Source organism: Coriobacterium glomerans PW2, assembly GCF_000195315.1.
Classification (GTDB): domain Bacteria; phylum Actinomycetota; class Coriobacteriia; order Coriobacteriales; family Coriobacteriaceae; genus Coriobacterium; species Coriobacterium glomerans.
Genome location: NC_015389.1, coordinates 1498887 through 1513855 on the forward strand (window position 1 = coordinate 1498887; position 14969 = coordinate 1513855).

17 protein-coding genes are annotated in these 14969 nt (G+C 60.8%); 6 read left to right on the forward strand and 11 right to left on the reverse strand.

The window, feature by feature from the left end:
* Nucleotides 1-17 precede the first annotated feature (17 nt).
* The 4 genes from CORGL_RS06530 to CORGL_RS09835 all read right to left on the reverse strand — a co-directional run bounded on the left by CORGL_RS06530 (nt 18) and on the right by CORGL_RS09835 (nt 2812).
* The gene (locus CORGL_RS06530) at nt 18-1484 is read right to left on the reverse strand and encodes a PTS galactitol transporter subunit IIC (protein WP_013709119.1); all 1467 of its coding nucleotides are present in this window, start codon (nt 1482-1484) and stop codon (nt 18-20) included.
* Between the two features lie 26 nt (nt 1485-1510).
* On the reverse strand, nt 1511-1840 hold the full coding sequence (locus CORGL_RS06535) for a PTS sugar transporter subunit IIB (protein ID WP_245526893.1): 330 nt from the start codon (nt 1838-1840) through the stop codon (nt 1511-1513).
* A 16-nt stretch (nt 1841-1856) separates the two neighbouring features.
* Nucleotides 1857-2363, reverse strand: a complete 507-nt coding sequence (locus CORGL_RS06540; protein ID WP_013709121.1) for a PTS sugar transporter subunit IIA — start codon at nt 2361-2363, stop codon at nt 1857-1859.
* Nucleotides 2364-2443: 80 nt separating this feature from the next.
* Entirely contained in the window at nt 2444-2812 is a 369-nt protein-coding gene (locus CORGL_RS09835) for a helix-turn-helix domain-containing protein (RefSeq protein WP_156789818.1), read from the reverse strand.
* 1426 nt (nt 2813-4238) lie between these two features.
* Here CORGL_RS09835 and CORGL_RS06560 point away from each other — a divergent pair.
* Nucleotides 4239-4568 carry a helix-turn-helix domain-containing protein gene (locus tag CORGL_RS06560; protein ID WP_245526894.1) on the forward strand — a complete coding sequence of 110 codons (330 nt, stop codon included), beginning with the start codon at nt 4239-4241 and terminating at the stop codon, nt 4566-4568.
* Between the two features lie 160 nt (nt 4569-4728).
* Here the strand turns inward: CORGL_RS06560 and CORGL_RS06565 are convergent, their stop codons facing one another.
* The 5 genes from CORGL_RS06565 to CORGL_RS06585 form a co-directional block, all read right to left on the reverse strand.
* Nucleotides 4729-5844 carry an SIS domain-containing protein gene (locus tag CORGL_RS06565; protein WP_013709125.1) on the reverse strand — a complete coding sequence of 372 codons (1116 nt, stop codon included), beginning with the start codon at nt 5842-5844 and terminating at the stop codon, nt 4729-4731.
* A gap of 71 nt (nt 5845-5915) precedes the next feature.
* Nucleotides 5916-6683: a PTS system mannose/fructose/sorbose family transporter subunit IID gene (locus tag CORGL_RS06570; protein WP_013709126.1), complete on the reverse strand. Its 768-nt coding sequence runs from the start codon at nt 6681-6683 to the stop codon at nt 5916-5918.
* Entirely contained in the window at nt 6683-7537 is an 855-nt protein-coding gene (locus CORGL_RS06575; protein ID WP_013709127.1) for a PTS mannose/fructose/sorbose/N-acetylgalactosamine transporter subunit IIC, read from the reverse strand. Before CORGL_RS06575 ends, CORGL_RS06570 begins: the two co-directional genes overlap by 1 nt.
* Nucleotides 7538-7620: 83 nt before the next feature.
* A complete protein-coding gene (locus CORGL_RS06580) occupies nt 7621-8109 on the reverse strand; it encodes a PTS sugar transporter subunit IIB (protein ID WP_013709128.1) in 489 nt (162 codons plus the stop codon).
* 12 nt (nt 8110-8121) lie between these two features.
* Nucleotides 8122-8679, reverse strand: coding sequence for a PTS sugar transporter subunit IIA (locus CORGL_RS06585; protein ID WP_013709129.1), 558 nt, complete (start codon nt 8677-8679; stop codon nt 8122-8124).
* A 166-nt stretch (nt 8680-8845) separates the two neighbouring features.
* On the opposite strand from CORGL_RS06585, the gene CORGL_RS06590 reads away from it, so the two are divergent.
* Entirely contained in the window at nt 8846-9052 is a 207-nt protein-coding gene (locus CORGL_RS06590; protein ID WP_013709130.1) for a transcriptional regulator, read from the forward strand.
* Between the two features lie 223 nt (nt 9053-9275).
* On the opposite strand, the gene CORGL_RS06595 is transcribed toward CORGL_RS06590, so the two are convergent.
* Entirely contained in the window at nt 9276-10526 is a 1251-nt protein-coding gene (locus CORGL_RS06595; RefSeq protein WP_013709131.1) for an aldo/keto reductase, read from the reverse strand.
* A 207-nt stretch (nt 10527-10733) separates the two neighbouring features.
* On the opposite strand from CORGL_RS06595, the gene rnhA reads away from it, so the two are divergent.
* The 4 genes from rnhA to CORGL_RS06615 all read left to right on the forward strand — a co-directional run bounded on the left by rnhA (nt 10734) and on the right by CORGL_RS06615 (nt 13471).
* Entirely contained in the window at nt 10734-11222 is a 489-nt protein-coding gene (gene rnhA / locus CORGL_RS06600) for a ribonuclease HI (RefSeq protein ID WP_013709132.1), read from the forward strand.
* 57 nt (nt 11223-11279) lie between these two features.
* Nucleotides 11280-12371, forward strand: a complete 1092-nt coding sequence (locus CORGL_RS06605) for a Gfo/Idh/MocA family protein (RefSeq protein WP_013709133.1) — start codon at nt 11280-11282, stop codon at nt 12369-12371.
* A 3-nt stretch (nt 12372-12374) separates the two neighbouring features.
* The gene (locus CORGL_RS10015; RefSeq protein ID WP_013709134.1) at nt 12375-12800 is read left to right on the forward strand and encodes an acylphosphatase; all 426 of its coding nucleotides are present in this window, start codon (nt 12375-12377) and stop codon (nt 12798-12800) included.
* Nucleotides 12801-13033: 233 nt separating this feature from the next.
* Entirely contained in the window at nt 13034-13471 is a 438-nt protein-coding gene (locus CORGL_RS06615; RefSeq protein ID WP_013709135.1) for a Fur family transcriptional regulator, read from the forward strand.
* A gap of 187 nt (nt 13472-13658) precedes the next feature.
* On the opposite strand, the gene tyrS is transcribed toward CORGL_RS06615, so the two are convergent.
* Complete coding sequence (gene tyrS / locus CORGL_RS06620; protein ID WP_013709136.1) at nt 13659-14879, reverse strand: tyrosine--tRNA ligase; 1221 nt, start codon at nt 14877-14879, stop codon at nt 13659-13661.
* Nucleotides 14880-14969: the final 90 nt, after the last annotated feature.

The window sequence follows — 14969 nt, forward strand, 5'->3', positions numbered from 1 at the left end:
TTTGGAGTGCGGGCGCATCAAACGATGGCGTGTTTCTCGGATGGCGCAATGCCATCGGCAGCCTCGTGCGCGGGCCGCGCACCTGTCGCCAAGCGCTCCAGATAATCCTGAAAGCGCGTGCGGTTCTTTCTGAATACGATGTACAGAATGATGTAGACTGCAACGACTAACGCGATGATCAGCGGATTCTGCGTGAGAAACGCCATCGTGATCAGACCCGCCGTGCAGTTGGACATGATGAAACCGATGACGAACGTACCGGCGGCGACGGCCTGCACGGCCGGATCGAAACCTGCTTGGGCGGCGACCTGAGTGAACGCGCTCGCCCAATAGGACGCCATCAGCAGCTTCGCGATGAAGACGATGATTCCCATTACGAGTGACTTCACCACGTTGCCGTTGGACAGAGCCACCGGGATCTCGACCATATAGGGCAGCGAGGGCAGCACCATGAGGGGGATGACGAGATTTCCCGGCAGCAGAAACGCGATCAGGATCCCGAACGGTATGATCAGCAGGCCGGTGGTGAGCGTCGCCGCCTCTCCGTAGCCCAGTGCATCGTTCACGGCGACGATGAACTGCCGGCCCTGGCCGTATCTGGACTTGGCGAGCGTCTTATGAGAGAACTCGGTGAGCGCCCCGAACCCGGCTGCGAACATGCCGGCGATGCGCGGGAAGATCGCCATGACGGCCGCGCACATCACGGCAACCTGAGCGACGTTGCCCCATCCGGCGAGGGTGGCGATCCGATCTATATTGCCCACGATGCCTAGCAGCAGCCCGATCGCCAGACCGATGTACATGGGCTCGCCCATGACGCCGATCCGCTTTTTGATGGAGGCCGGGTCGGCTTTGATGCGATCGAATCCCAGCTTGGACAGTATGATGTTCAGTACAAGATAGAGGGGCGCATCCCCCATGTGATGCGGTGCGGTCATGCAGCAACCCGGATAATTGAAATAGGTCGACCAGCGCTTCTGCACCGACTCCGCGATAAGCAGAGTCACCAAGTTAACAAACAGCATGAGCGCGAACGCCAGCAACATGTTGCCGCAAAGCAGAAACAGAAACGAGCCCCAAACAGAGATCGAGTAGTTGTTCCACAAATCAGAAGGCATGAAGATATCGGTGATCTTGAGCAGCCACACGACGACCTGAAAGATCAGACCCACACCGATGAACATCATGCCGAGGTCCGTTGAATAACTCACCGCCGCAACGGCCTGCCAGCCGATGTCGAGAGCGGGCTTGGAGATGCCCGACGCGTCAACCATGCGCTGAATGAGCGGCGTCAGCACGCCTCCGAACGCGTTGGTCACAAATGACATGCCCATGAGGCCGACGCCCACTAGCACCGCGGACTGAAACGCCCGCTTCGCCGGAGTGCGGAAGATGCGGCAGATCACGTAGATGATGACGGGCACGGTGATGTAGTTGCCGAAGGTGTCAAAAATCTCCTTCAACAGGGTGAAGAATCCATCCATTGCTCTCTCCCCTCTCAAGGCATATCTCAGTCGGTGAGATCAAGACCTTTGATCAAACGTTTGAGCTGGCCGAGAAATTCCTCCTCGCCGATTCCTACCAAAAAACCCGTCGCATTGAACGCCGGGATCCCACAGGTGTCCTCGACAGGACTCGTATATGCTATGAGATCCCAAGGATGGATAGTCGAAGCGATGGCGACCCCGGGCGGGTTGGTCTCATCGGTCTCCGCAGCGTAGCCGAGCTCGTCGAGCACGTCGCGCAGCTTAGCGGACAACATAGCGGACGTCGCGGTTCCCGAACCGCAGACGCACAGGATTCGTATCGGTCGCATAGGTATCCTTTCGTTGTGTGCCATCTGGTCAGGCGAGGGCTTATCTGATCTTGGGACGCGGCGTTCCGCCTGACATTCGACCGGGCTCGTCGCACTCTATCGGGCGCAGCAATTCGATGATCTCGCGCGGATCGCGAGATCTTCGGATGCGCTCGAGCAGCTGCGCGTCCGCGATGACACCCATCATCGTCTTGAGCAAGCTGAGCTGGCTGTTTGCATCTTTGATGACAAGCGGCATGATGAGGCGGACATCGAGCGTTGTGTCGGGCGCGCCCATCATCTTGAATTCGACGGGCTCGCGCGGCACGATGACGCCGACGGCAGGTCGGATGACAAGGGTCGGGTCGGTGTGCGGGAGCGCGATCGCCCATGAAGCACCTGGCAGACCGGTGGGATAGGTTTTTTCGCGATCGCATACCATATCGGCGTAGCCCTCAGTCACGAATCCGAGCTTCTCAAGTCTGTCTCCCATAAGACGGATCGCCTCCTCGGCACTCGCCACCTCGGCATCAAGAATGATTAGGTCGGTATGCAGCAACGATGTCATATGTTTCACCTCCTTTCAGTCTTATTGTTTGGGGAAATCTGCGTTTCGGGTTCATGCAGAAACGAACTTTGGGAAGCGAATCATCGGAGATCTTCGAGACGACAGCCGAGGACCTCAGAAATCGTGAGCACCTGTGACCAATACCACTCTGATTTTCCTGAGAGTTTCTTTTGCAGATCTGCTGAGCTGAGATTCAACTTGCCTGCGAGAGCATCCATGCTGTTCCCGTCTTTCGACAGCCAGAGGCGAACTTGCTCCGCAATCATTTCCATCTGCTCATCTCCCTTAGTTGCATTTGCATTAGTAACTTTTAAGCCAAACGCTGCCAATCTTGCAGAAGTGGATGCAGCTTTTACATTTAGAATGAATACGCTACTAAGCGGCGACAAAGATACGGAGGACTGAAATATGACGTTTACAGAGGCTGTCTTGTCAGTGATGCGATCCAAGAACCTGAAACGTCGCGATCTCGTACGTGATGAGATTACTCCGACATACCTTTCCGAGCTTCTCAACGGTCACATCAAAGAGCCAACGTGGGAGAAAGCCTGCATGATCATCGAATCTCTGGGGGTCTCCCTAGAACAGTTCGAAACATATAGAAAACGTTCTGAACAATGATTTCTAATGATCGCGCAGCCGGGTTCAGATTGAGTGACGACAATAGCGTCTGCAATCTCGGCTCGATGCCATATTTTGAAGCATCGTTCGAAATATGGATGCCATTCTCAAGCTTTGCGGTTCTGCCTGCAGCTTTAGAAACCATGTTTATCCTTTCTTCTAAGTTTCTCATGTTGTAGTTTCTTATCTTGGATTAACTATAGGATATAACTTAGTTCTAATTAGTAATAAGTCAAGCGAGATATTTTGTTTTTTGCCACTAAATCCAGCATGTCCTTATCTTTTGATAAAATTGTATAGGTATTTAACTAGTATAAGGAGGGTTACTATTTCTATCGCTTTATGTTTTCCTTTGCGTTGAATCGATTCGATTGCCTCATTTATGAAACTTACACCCAATCGTATGAACAACTATCTTACTTGTGCACTGTTTCGAGATAAAGCCGACAAATCAAAGCAGCCGACGCGCATAAGAAATAACTTGCTGCCGACATGTCATTGAAGTACCGGAACGAATATTTAAAAATGAAGGACAAGGCCGCATGATTGAATTGCGGAACGGGCAGGAGGGGGCATTATACAATCGAATTGAATAGCGCGCGTTCCCCTATCAGTTATTCCGTATTTGAATTTTACGTGAAGAGTTTGCAAGTATGTTTGCTAAGCGCGCATCCACCCGATGAGATGCTTGGATGAAATGAACATGAAAGTTACCCATCGGCACAAGACTGCCACCAGAGCAACCATAAAGTGAAAGGAATTCGCCAAGATATGAAAAGAGTCCTCAATAAACGTCTTCGCGCGCCTCAGGACAAGCAACTGTGGAAACGTGCTTCGCCCACTTTTCACTCATGTTCAGATGGGGACCGAGCTGAACCCAGTTTGACATTCGCTGCCACATTGAAAGTATTCATGGACGCACGGCATCTCAGACAAGTTGATCTTCAGTCACCCCTTATCAGCAAACCCTATCTATCTCGCTTGCTGAGCGGTAAATTCAAAGAACCTACATGGGAGCGAGCCTGCGCGATGATCGACGCCGTGGGCATCTCGCTTGACGAGTTCAGAGCGCTTCAACTGCAAGGAATACCCTTCAAGTAGTTTCGCGCCAGCATGCCCGAAACGTTGTGAAGACCCTCGTTTTATACTTTCATTTGATGGCGAATCATATGGTCTTGTGAGAACAGTTCCAGCACCGCAATGACTGATGCGCAAAATAGCTTGAAAGGGATATTGAAAGGGATTGGAAAGCGCATGAGAAGAGTACTCAACAAACGTCTTCGTCCAAATCGGAGGGGCTTGGTGCGCGCGCTTACCTCGCACGGTCTCGGCGCGCAACCCAACATCGTTCCAACCAAATTCAGCCTGACGTTCACCGAGACTCTGAGAGCTCTCATGGACGCGAAGGGTCTCAGGCAGGTCGACCTTCAATCCGAATTGATAAGCAAGGCATATCTGTCAAAGCTGCTTCGCGGCAATATCAAAGAGCCGACATGGAGGCGAGCCTGCGCGATGATCGACGCGCTCGGGATCTCGCTTGACGAGTTCAGAGCGCTCCAGCTGCAGGGAGGGCTTCCTCGGTAACCGTGCACCGGGAATCGCTGCCGGCGCCGCGTGTACCGCAGACGCCCTCCCGCACCACGATCATCTCCAAAAGCGCATAGAACCTGAGATGCGCTCCAAGTTCCACGGAGCGTCGTCCTCTCCGCGGAATACGAAAAAGCTCGGCGCGCCGGTCGCGGCGCTAGCGCGACGACGTGACGCTGCCGCTCTCGGCGACAGGCGCCTTGCTGCCGATGCGCTCATGGAACCGCGGATCCTTCGGGATGGCCGGATCGATCCCCAGGGACTGAGCCGCGCGGCAGGCGATGACCTGCAGCGGCAGGATGTACTCCCAGCAGGAGAAGAGCGGATCATCGACGAGGTGGACGATCAGGTCGCGCTCAGAGGGGGCCTCGACCCCGTTGGGGTCGGCGATGAGGTGGGTGTGCGGCGTCCACTCGCTCAGGATCTCGATGAGCCTCTGCGCCCGCGCCTTGTAGGCGCCTTCGGATCCCAAGATGAACAGGTGGCTCTCTGCGGAGATCGAATTGTAGATGCCATGGAAGAACTCCTCGATATCGTAACCGCTCACACCCTGGCGCACGGTCTCCAAGATCTTCAGCGCTCCCTCCAGCACGTCTCCGTAGATGGCGTCGTAGCCCACGACGATGATGCGGCGCGCGCTCACAAGATCGGCCTCGATTCTGCGATACCAGGAATCGGCCTCGCTGATCACGGGCGGCATGTTGTCGATGACGCGCCTCATGCGCGCTATCGAGACATCGAGTTCGGCGGGCGCGACTTGGCCTGTGGCGCGGGCCAACTCGGCGAGCATGAGCATGAGCGTTGCGATCGAGCCGCAGTAGCCCTTGGTCTTGGCCCCGCACGCCTCCTCTCCGACCTCCAGCATGATTCTCGTCTCTGCGTGCTCGAAGATGAGGGCAGAGGGGTTCGCGCTCAGAGCCGCCGTGCGCATGCCGCGCGCGGCCGCCGCGTCCAGGCCCGCCACGGTCGATAGGCTCTGGCCGCCTTGGGAGACGCCGATGACCAGCGCTCTGGGATCTGCGAGAGGGGCTTCCCGGGCGAAGTGAGTCGGATACATCGGGCTGACCGGGCAGCCGATCACCTCCTGGATGAAGGTCTGGGCTGAGATACCGGCGTGGAAGCTCGTGCCCGATCCGATGATGTAGATCCGCTCGATGGGCGCGTCGCGCATAGCCTCGACGAAGGGGGCGCAGATCGAGGCGCGCTGCTCGATGATGCGACTGAGCACGGAAGGGGTTTCACGGATGTAGCCGAACATAGCAGATGACATCATAAGACTCCTCCGAACGCACCGATGATACCGAAGAGAATAAGCCCGAACATGACCGTGGTCGTCTTGAAATCTCACTTCAGCAGAACGTAACAGGCAAACGTGAGCGCCAGCGGCAGGATCGAGGGCAGGATCTGATCGAAGATATCCTGGACCTTGATGGTCGTCTGGCCGATCGCCACCACCAGCGGAGTGGAGAACGTCACCATCGAGGCGATCATCGCACCCACCACGCACAGGCCCATGACCTTGGCCGCACCCATGAGTTTCTCGATCACTCCGGAGGACTCGGCGGACTCGATGAAGCCGACGCCGCTCCGGTAGCCGATATCCAGACCCCACCAGCACGAGAGCACATGCGGGATATTGAAGATGAGCAGAAACAGAATCGGGCCGAGCGGGCTGCCCCCGGAGGCCAGACCGCAGCCGACGCCGGTGGCGATGACGCGGAACGTTCCCCAGAAGAACGAGTCGCCGATGCCGGCGAGCGGTCCCATCAGCGCAGCCTTGATGGCCGCGATGGATTCGATATCGAAGGGACGCCCCTGACGCTCCGCGCTCACGTTCTCCTCCTCCAGGGCGATCGCGACGCCGGTGATGAAGGTGACGACCTGCGGGGTGGTGTTAAAAAATGACAGATGCCGCTTGAGGGCGCGGGCGGCCTGATCGCGCTCGGGATAGAGCCGTCGCAGCACCGGTATCATGGCGTAGCAGAAGCCGATGTTCTGCATCCGCTCGTAGTTGAACGAGGCCTGCAGCGGGAAGGAGCGCCAGAACACCTTGCGCATGTCTCGTCTCGTGATCATGCCGCCGGGCTTGACGGCTTCGTCCATATCTCTCATCACAGCTCACCATCCAGATCTCGAGAGAGGGCCGGGGCTGCCGACGTCGGCGGCGCGCAAACGGCTGCGGCGCCGGGGTCGCTCGAACCGGTCACCCGGTCGGCGGGGGCCGCAGCGAGCCGCGCGTCGCGGGCGCTGGCCGCTTGGTAGATGACATAGGCGATCGTCGCGCCCACGATCGCCACACCGGTGGTGCTCATGCCCAGAAGCGCCGTGAGCACGAAACCGACGAAGAGGTATGCGGCATTGGTCTTATCGAAGATGAGCTGCATGAGGATCGCGATGCCCAGGGCGGGCAGCATGCCGCTGGCGGCCTTGAGCCCTCCCATGATGAAGCTCGGCATCCAGTCGACGAAGCTGCCGATGACCTGCGCGCCGAGCAGAACACCGAGAAAGACGATCAGGAAGTTGCTGATCCAGAACAGAGTCGCGCCGCCCCAGAGGGCTCGCGAGATCCCAGCGAAATCGCCCTTGTCAGCCGCGGTATCCGCCATGCGAAGAAACGTCGAGTTCAGCGTTCGGACGAGGATGCCCACCGACTGCGCGAGCGTCGCTATGGGCAGAGACAGCGCGACAGCGGCCTGCGTGTCCAGCCCTGACAGAATCGAAAACGCCGTGGCCAAGATGCCCCCGCACACCACATCGGGCGGCACCGCCGCGCCGATGGATACGACGCCGGTCATGACGAGCTCGACTGCGGCCCCCGTGATGACGCCGGTGGACACGTCGCCCAAGATGAGACCGACCAGAGGCCCCAGAACGATGGGCCTCTCGAACATCCACTGACCGCACACGCGACCGTCCCAGATCGCGAATCCGGAGAGGATCCCCAGCAGAAGTGCCTGAACCACCATATACTTCTCCTTCCCTGTGTCGGATAAACCTTTGCGCTGAGCTTACGGCTGACGCGCGCGATCGCCGCCGGGGCCCAGCCGCGCTAACCCTGCTCGTACGCGCAGACGATCGCCTCGAAGCCCATGGGCCGCTCGGTTGGAACGGACTGCAGAAAAACCCTTTTTCCCAGCTCATGAATTTGTCTGAGTGCCGCCACATCCTGCTCGTCGAGAAAGACCGAACCGGAGATGCGACGGCGACCCGGTGCCTGGCGGACCCCTCCCAGACATATCTCGCCGATCCCCGCACAGCGCTTTGCGAGGATGAGCGCGTCGGCGGGGCTCGCGCACACCGCGAGAATGATGCGCCTCTCGTGCTTGGGATTGTTGAGGACCAGCGCGGCGCCCTCGAGTGATTTGATGGAGAGCGTCACCTGCGGCGGCTTCGCCATCTTGAAGGCGGTCCGCATGAGGGCATCGCTCAGGGCGGCGTCGCTCGCCACGACAAGCGTGTCGGCACCGAGATGCGACGTCCAGCTGACAGCGACCTGACCGTGGATGAGTCGGTCGTCAATGCGCAAAAGCTTGATCATCTGAGAGCCCCCCTACAGCTCGGCGGTGTCCGGATCGGTTTGACGACGATTGAGATCCTGATCATCGGGCATGAGATCGCGCAGGAGGCCGATGCCCTCTTTCGCGGCGGCGACTGCGCGCCGAAGCATCGCCTCGTTTTTCTCGCGAACGACGGTCGTCATGCGACTCGAAGCGGTCTTCGTATCCCTCTCGCTCACGGGATCGCTGGAAAACTCGCTTCCGGTGAGAGACGCGCGGGTGCGCGCAATCAGCGGCAGCAGCGCGATCTCGAGGACGAGACCAAGGTTGAGACCCACGACGAAGTACACGTTGCCGGCGGCGCGAGCGCGCACGCGCAGAGCGCTTTGCGTAGTGCTGCCGCCTATGATGTCTGTCAAAACAACAATCGGCTCGTCCGGGCCGAACTCTGCGATCGCGGCTTCGGTGCGTTCGACGACGGCGAGAACGGTCTCGTGCGCCTGGACGCACACGGACGCGATCGGCACCGCCGCGCCCAGCACCAGCTCGATGGATGAGATGATCCCGTCTGCGAAATCGCCATGTGTGACCAGAACAAGCTTGTTAGCCATGTGCTCTCCTGTACGTCGCGTGATGATCCACGCTTTAGTTAATTATATGAAGGAATAGTAATAGCTAATATGAAGCTGTCAAGAGCAAATCATGCATGCGGTGCCATCATTGGTATCATTTTGTTTCAGCGTCTGGTTCGAACCGTTCCTGAAGAGGGGTCAGCATATGTCATTCTCAACAGCGCTCGCCGCCGCCTTGCGCCACAAGGGGCTGCGTGAGGCAGATATCGTGGGCGGTGATATCAGCTCATCTTACATATCGAGGCTTCTGTCAGGGCAACTGCGTGAACCTACCTGGCCCAAAGCGTGCGAGATCGTCGACAGGCTCGGTATGTCGCTTGAGGAGTTTCGCTCTCTCAGCGAGAGCGATTGATGCTCGTGACGCCTCGTGGCTCGCATGCGACTCGTGCCTGTCTGACCGCCCAGGGGGGCCAGACGATCGATGCCGCGATGCTCTTCCACATCGCGCGAAGCACGTACATGTGTATGGATTATGGAGATGCGTTGCGGATTGGAAGCAGAGTTCCCATTCAGATTTGCCAGCGGATCCGTTTTGCGCCGATGGCGAGTGACCGCCGAAGACCCGAGGGCTCCAGTCAGTCCGAGCTTCGCCGGACACCCCGTCGGTACGCCCCCGGGTACCAGGGAGTCAGCCGGCGGGCGACGTCGTGCAGCCGATCGGGAATCGCGATCTTTTGCGGGCAGCGACCGAGGCATCGGCCGCATCGCATGCATCGCGAAGCGCTGCCGGACAGAAAGCGCCTCAGGCCCCCCGAGGCGATCAGGTACTGCTGAACCCCGGTGAACCAACTGTGGGCAAAGGAGGCGTTGTACGCCGAGAAGCACCCGGGGATGTTGATACCGGCCGGGCACGGCATGCAGTAGGCGCAACCTGTGCAGGCGATGCGGCCGCAGCGCTCAACAACCTCGACCACCCTGGCGATGACGTCGAGCTCATCGGCGCTCATCGAGCCCGGCTCCGCCCGACAGGCGATGTCGACGTTCTCATCCACCTGTTCTGCGGAGGTCATGCCCGATAGCGCCATCGTGACCTCAGCGTGATCGAGCACCCACGCGAGAGCCCACGCAGCCGGCGTCTCGAGCGCCGAGACGCTCTTCACGTCGCGAGACCGTCCGCGGCCGCGAACGGAAGCGCGGGTCGGGTCACGCCCCGCCTCGGCCAGAATCCTCTTCGCCTCATCGGGAAGTTTTCCAGCCAGACGTCCTCCCAGCAGCGGCTCCATCACGAACACGCCCATACCGCGCGCATGGGCGGCGATGAGCCCCGCCGTCCCAGCCTGATAGCGCTCGTTGAGGTAGTTGTATTGGATCTGGCAGAAGTCCCACGGGTAGGCATCGAGCAGCACGGGAAAGTCTGCGGCGCTGCCATGGTATGAGAAGCCGACCGCACCCAGCCGCCCCTGCGAGCGCTGTCGGGCGAGCCACGCCTCGATGCCCATCGACTGCAGATGCTTCCACTGCGCGGGCGCGCAGATGTTGTGGATGAGATAGCAGTCGATCCGGTCGGTCCTGAGACGACGCAGTTGGATATCGAGAATGCGGTCGAGATCCTCCGGCCGCCGACACGAGCCGTGCGGCAGCTTGGTGGCGACGATCATGGCATCGCGCAGACCCAGCCGCTGAAGCGCGGCGCCCACGCATGCCTCGTTGCCCGGATAGAGATAGGCCGTGTCCAGATAGTTGATCCCGCGCTCATGGGCTCGGGCGATGATCGCCTCGGCGGATCGCAGATCGGGTCGACCGATCGCGAATCCCGGAAAGCGCATGCAACCCAGTCCGAGCGCCGAGATGCGCCTGCCGCCTCGGCCGTCCTGTCGATACTGCATCCGGACCTCCCCCGCTCGCCGCATATGCCATCAAGATCCCATTGTAGAGGCACGGGTCCGGTCGCGCGGCGGCGATGGCGCCCGGTGGCGGCAAACCTGAATAATCACTGTGCTTCGTCGCGCGCCGCCGCTCGCCCGACCCAAAGAGGTGACAATAGGCGGTGCAGAAGAGTCGCGAACAGGCTCGTCAGGACAGCTGGAGGCAGCTTGAAGGTCACGATCTACACAGACGGCTCATCGCGCGGAAACCCCGGACCCGGAGGCTACGGCGCGGTGCTCACATGCGTGGGTCCGCGCGGCGAGCGCTTTCGGCGCGAGATGTCCGGCGGATTCCGGCGCACCACGAACAACCGCATGGAACTCATGGCGGCGATCGTCGCGCTCGAGGCGCTGACGCGACCGTCCGAAGTCGAGTTGCACTCCGACTCTCGATATCTGGTGAACGCGTTCAACGAGCGCTGGATCGACGGATGGCTGCGGCGCGGCTGGAAGACCGCGGCCAAAAAGCCGGTCAAGAACGTCGATCTGTGGAAGCGCCTGCTCGAGGCCAAGAGCGACCACCGAGTCGCGTTCGTCTGGGTGCGAGGTCATGCGGGCTCCAAGCTCAACGAGCGCTGCGACGAACTCGCGACCGAGGCCGCGGATTCCGCTAAACTGAACGAGGACAAAGGCTTCTCGGAGCACGACGCGGACTGAGCGCCATGCGCGCCGCACGTGGCGCTCGCTGCGTCCCCGAAGAAAGGAGAAGGGCGCATGCTGCGAATCGCAACCATCGGAACCAGTATGATCACCGACAACTTCGTGGAGGCGCTGAACGCGAACAGACGTGCCGTATTCGTTGGAACCCTCTCCCGCGATCCGGCGCGGGCGGAGGCCTTCACAAGGCAGCGAGGCGGCTCGGTGGCGTTCTCCTCGATCGGCGAGCTCGCCGATAGCGCCGAAGTGGATGCCGTCTACATCGCGAGCCCCAACGCGCTCCACTGCGAGCAGGCCCTGCGCTGCATCGAGGGCGGCAAGCACGTTCTTGTGGAAAAGCCGCTCGGCTCGAACCTGCGCGAGGCGTCAGCCGTGTTCAACGCCGCCGAGCGGGCGGCGACGGTTGCCATGGAGGCCATGCGTCCGCTGCATGATCCGGCCTACCGCACGTGCCGCGACACCATCTCCCAGCTCGGTCCCGTGCGGCGCGTGAGCATCCGCTTCGGCAAGTACTCATCGCGCTACGACGAGATCCTGGCCGGTCGCCCGAGCGCCATCTTCGACTGCGAGATGGCCGCCGGCGCGCTCATGGATATCGGCGTCTACTGCGTGGAGCCCATGATAGATCTGCTCGGAGAGCCGCAGGAGATAACGTGCGTGCCCGTGCTGCTCGATCCGGCGACCCGCGATATCACGCACGGACCCATCGACGGGGCGGGGGTCATCATCGCGCGCTATCCGGGCGCGGTCGCAGAGCTCGGCTATTCGAAGATCACAAACGATCTGGTTGACAGCCAGATCGAGGGCGAGCTCGCCACGCTGCGCATCGACAAGATCTCCTCGCCCCAGCGGGCGCGGCTCAACGTGCGCGGACGCGCGCTGCGCGGGGACGCGAAGCAGGTCCACGAGGAGGTCGGAGCGAGCCAACGCGAGCTCGCTTTAGCCTCCTGCGCCAATACGATGCGCTACGAGCTGGACGACTTCATCGACGCCGTGGCTGACACGGCGCGCGGGGCCGCGTTCGCCACGGCGACAGCCGGGGGCGCCGGAACGCTCGGCAGGTGCCGTGACATCACGACGTCCTCGATCGCCGTCATGGACGAGGCGCGCCGTCAGGCGGGCATCGCCTTTCCGCGGGACAGGAGGTAGACGATGAGCTTCATCGATCGGCTGAGGGAAATCGCCGAGGGAGCCGGACGAGAAGGCGACCGGTCCGGTCCCGGAGCGAAGCCGCATCGCAGCGATCTCGAGCTGGAGCTGCTCCGCAGGCTGCAGCAGCGTGCGAAAGCAGATGGAGCGCGCATGCGTCTCCATCTGCGTTTCACCGGAACCGTGCAGGGCGTTGGTTTTCGCTGGACGAACCGGGGCATCGCGCGCGACAGCAACGAGACGGGATGGGTCAGAAACCTCGACGACGGATCGGTCGAGATGGAGCTGCAGGCCGCCCCGGCCGACATCATGGCGCATCTCAAGGCGTTGCACGACTACTATGATCGCATGGGATGCCGCGTATGGCTCGAACAGAGCGACGAGATGCCGACGCGGCAGACGGATGCGGATTTCGACGTGCGCCTCTGATAAACTCTGCCGCAGCCGCAGGACCCGATCGCGGCGCTCTCGCCGCATCGATCGAGCGAGCAGCCCTGCACGAGTGCGCAGACAATCGATACCAGGACCTGATAGTGAGCAATACAGGGAGATTGTTCCGCTGAGACACGCAGCATCGGGGAACCTGCGAGAATGAAAGGCGTCGTGACCCGAAGCGGGCGGACGGCGCGGCGCGATCTCGACTCGGAAAAGGGGGTGCACGTATGGCCGCTCAGAGAAGAAACACCAGACAGCGCAAGATGATCCTCGAGGCGGTCCGCGACAGCCGCTCCCATCCCACCGCGGATGAGGTCTATCTGATGGTTCGCAAGCGCGATCGCAAGATCAGCCGCGGCACGGTCTATCGCAATCTGAACCTGCTCGTCGAAGACGGCGTCATCCAGATCATCAAGACGTCCGGAGGCAACCGCTTCGATGGCTGCACCCTGCCTCACGCGCATCTCACCTGCACATCATGCGGTGCGGTCACCGATGTGGGAGTCGCGCCGGACACCTCCATCGACGAGTTCGTGGAAGGGCGAACCGGTTATGCCGGGATCTCCCATTACACGATATTCGAGGGCCTCTGTCGCGCCTGCCAGCTCGACGAGGAACCGCCGCAAGATCAGCCGCGACAGACGCCGAAGCGACGCGATATGTGAGGCGGCCGACATCCAGACCCGCCGAGGCGCACGGGGCCGTCAGGTTATCCGGCAGCAAAGGATCCACGCGGCGCTCAGAGGCGATCGAGCCGCAGAGACCGTGCGGGCGCGAGCCTCGGCGATCGAGGCCGAACAGCTCGAGGGAGCCGAGCGCCGACAGCGCGATCCGAAGACGGATCCGCTTGCGCTACTCACCGCGCAACAGACGGGCGAAGCGCCGCTTGCCCACTTGGACGACGGCGCCCTCGAGCTCGCGCGGGTCAAGGTTGTAGCAGCCGGGCGCGAGCTGCTCGCCTGCCACGCGGACGCCACCACCATCGATGAGACGGCGGGCCTCCCCCGAGGAGCCGGCAAGCCCGGCCTGTCTCAGCACCCCGGCAAGATAGACCGTGCCGTCATCGCCTGGTTCCAGATCGACGAACACCCCGGGCACCTCGCTGGGCAGGCGCCCCTCGCGAAACACGCGGTCGAAAGCTGCCTGCGCCCGATCTCCGGCACCGGCTCCATGATAGGTGTCCGCTATCTCGCGGGCCAGCTGACGCTTCAGCTCATAAGGCTGCGCGGATCCATCGGCGAGAGCCGCCTCGATCGCATCGACCTGCTCGGGCGATCGCGAGCTCGCAAGCCGGTAATAGCGCGGAATCATCTCGTCGGAGATCGACATCGTCTTGCCGAACATCTCCTCGGGCGCATCGGTCAGACCGATGTAGTTGCCATAGCTCTTGGACATCTTGCGGACGCCATCTGTACCCTCGAGCAGCGGCATCGTGAGAGCGACTTGCGGCTCCATGCCGAGCTTCTCCATGAGCTCGCGACCGGCGAGCAGATTGAACAGCTGGTCGTTGCCGCCTATCTCGACATCCGCCTCGATCTTCACCGAGTCATATGCCTGCATGATCGGGTAGAGGAATTCATGCAGAGCGATCGGGGTCTGCGACTCATAGCGACGGGTGAAGTCGTCGCGCTCCAGAATCCTCGCCACGGTGAACCTGCTCGCGAGCTCCAGAAGGTCCTTCAGATCCAAGGCGAGCATCCACGCGGCGTTGTAGAGGACCTCGGTGGCATCAGGATCGAGGATCTTGGTCGCCTGAGCGACGTAGGTGGCCGCATTGGCGTCGATCTCGTCGGGCGTGAGCTGCGGGCGCGTTGAATTCCGCCCCGAGGGATCGCCGATCAGGGCGGTCCCGTTGCCGATGATCAAGGTCACGCGATGGCCGAGATCCTGGAGCTGCCGCAGCTTGCGCAGGGGCACGGCGTGACCGAGATGCAGATCGGAGGAGGTCGGGTCGACGCCGAGCTTGATGTTCAGCGGTACTCCGCGTGCGAGCTTCCTTCTGAGATCATCCGCGGGAACGATGGAAGCGGTTCCCGATGATATGATGCGCATCTGCTCGTCGACTGCAAGCACTGCTCTGTCCTCCTTGTGGATCCGTCGCCGTGCGGCCGCTCAACGGAGCGCGACGCGAGACTGGGCCTGTTCATATGTGGTCCAGTATAG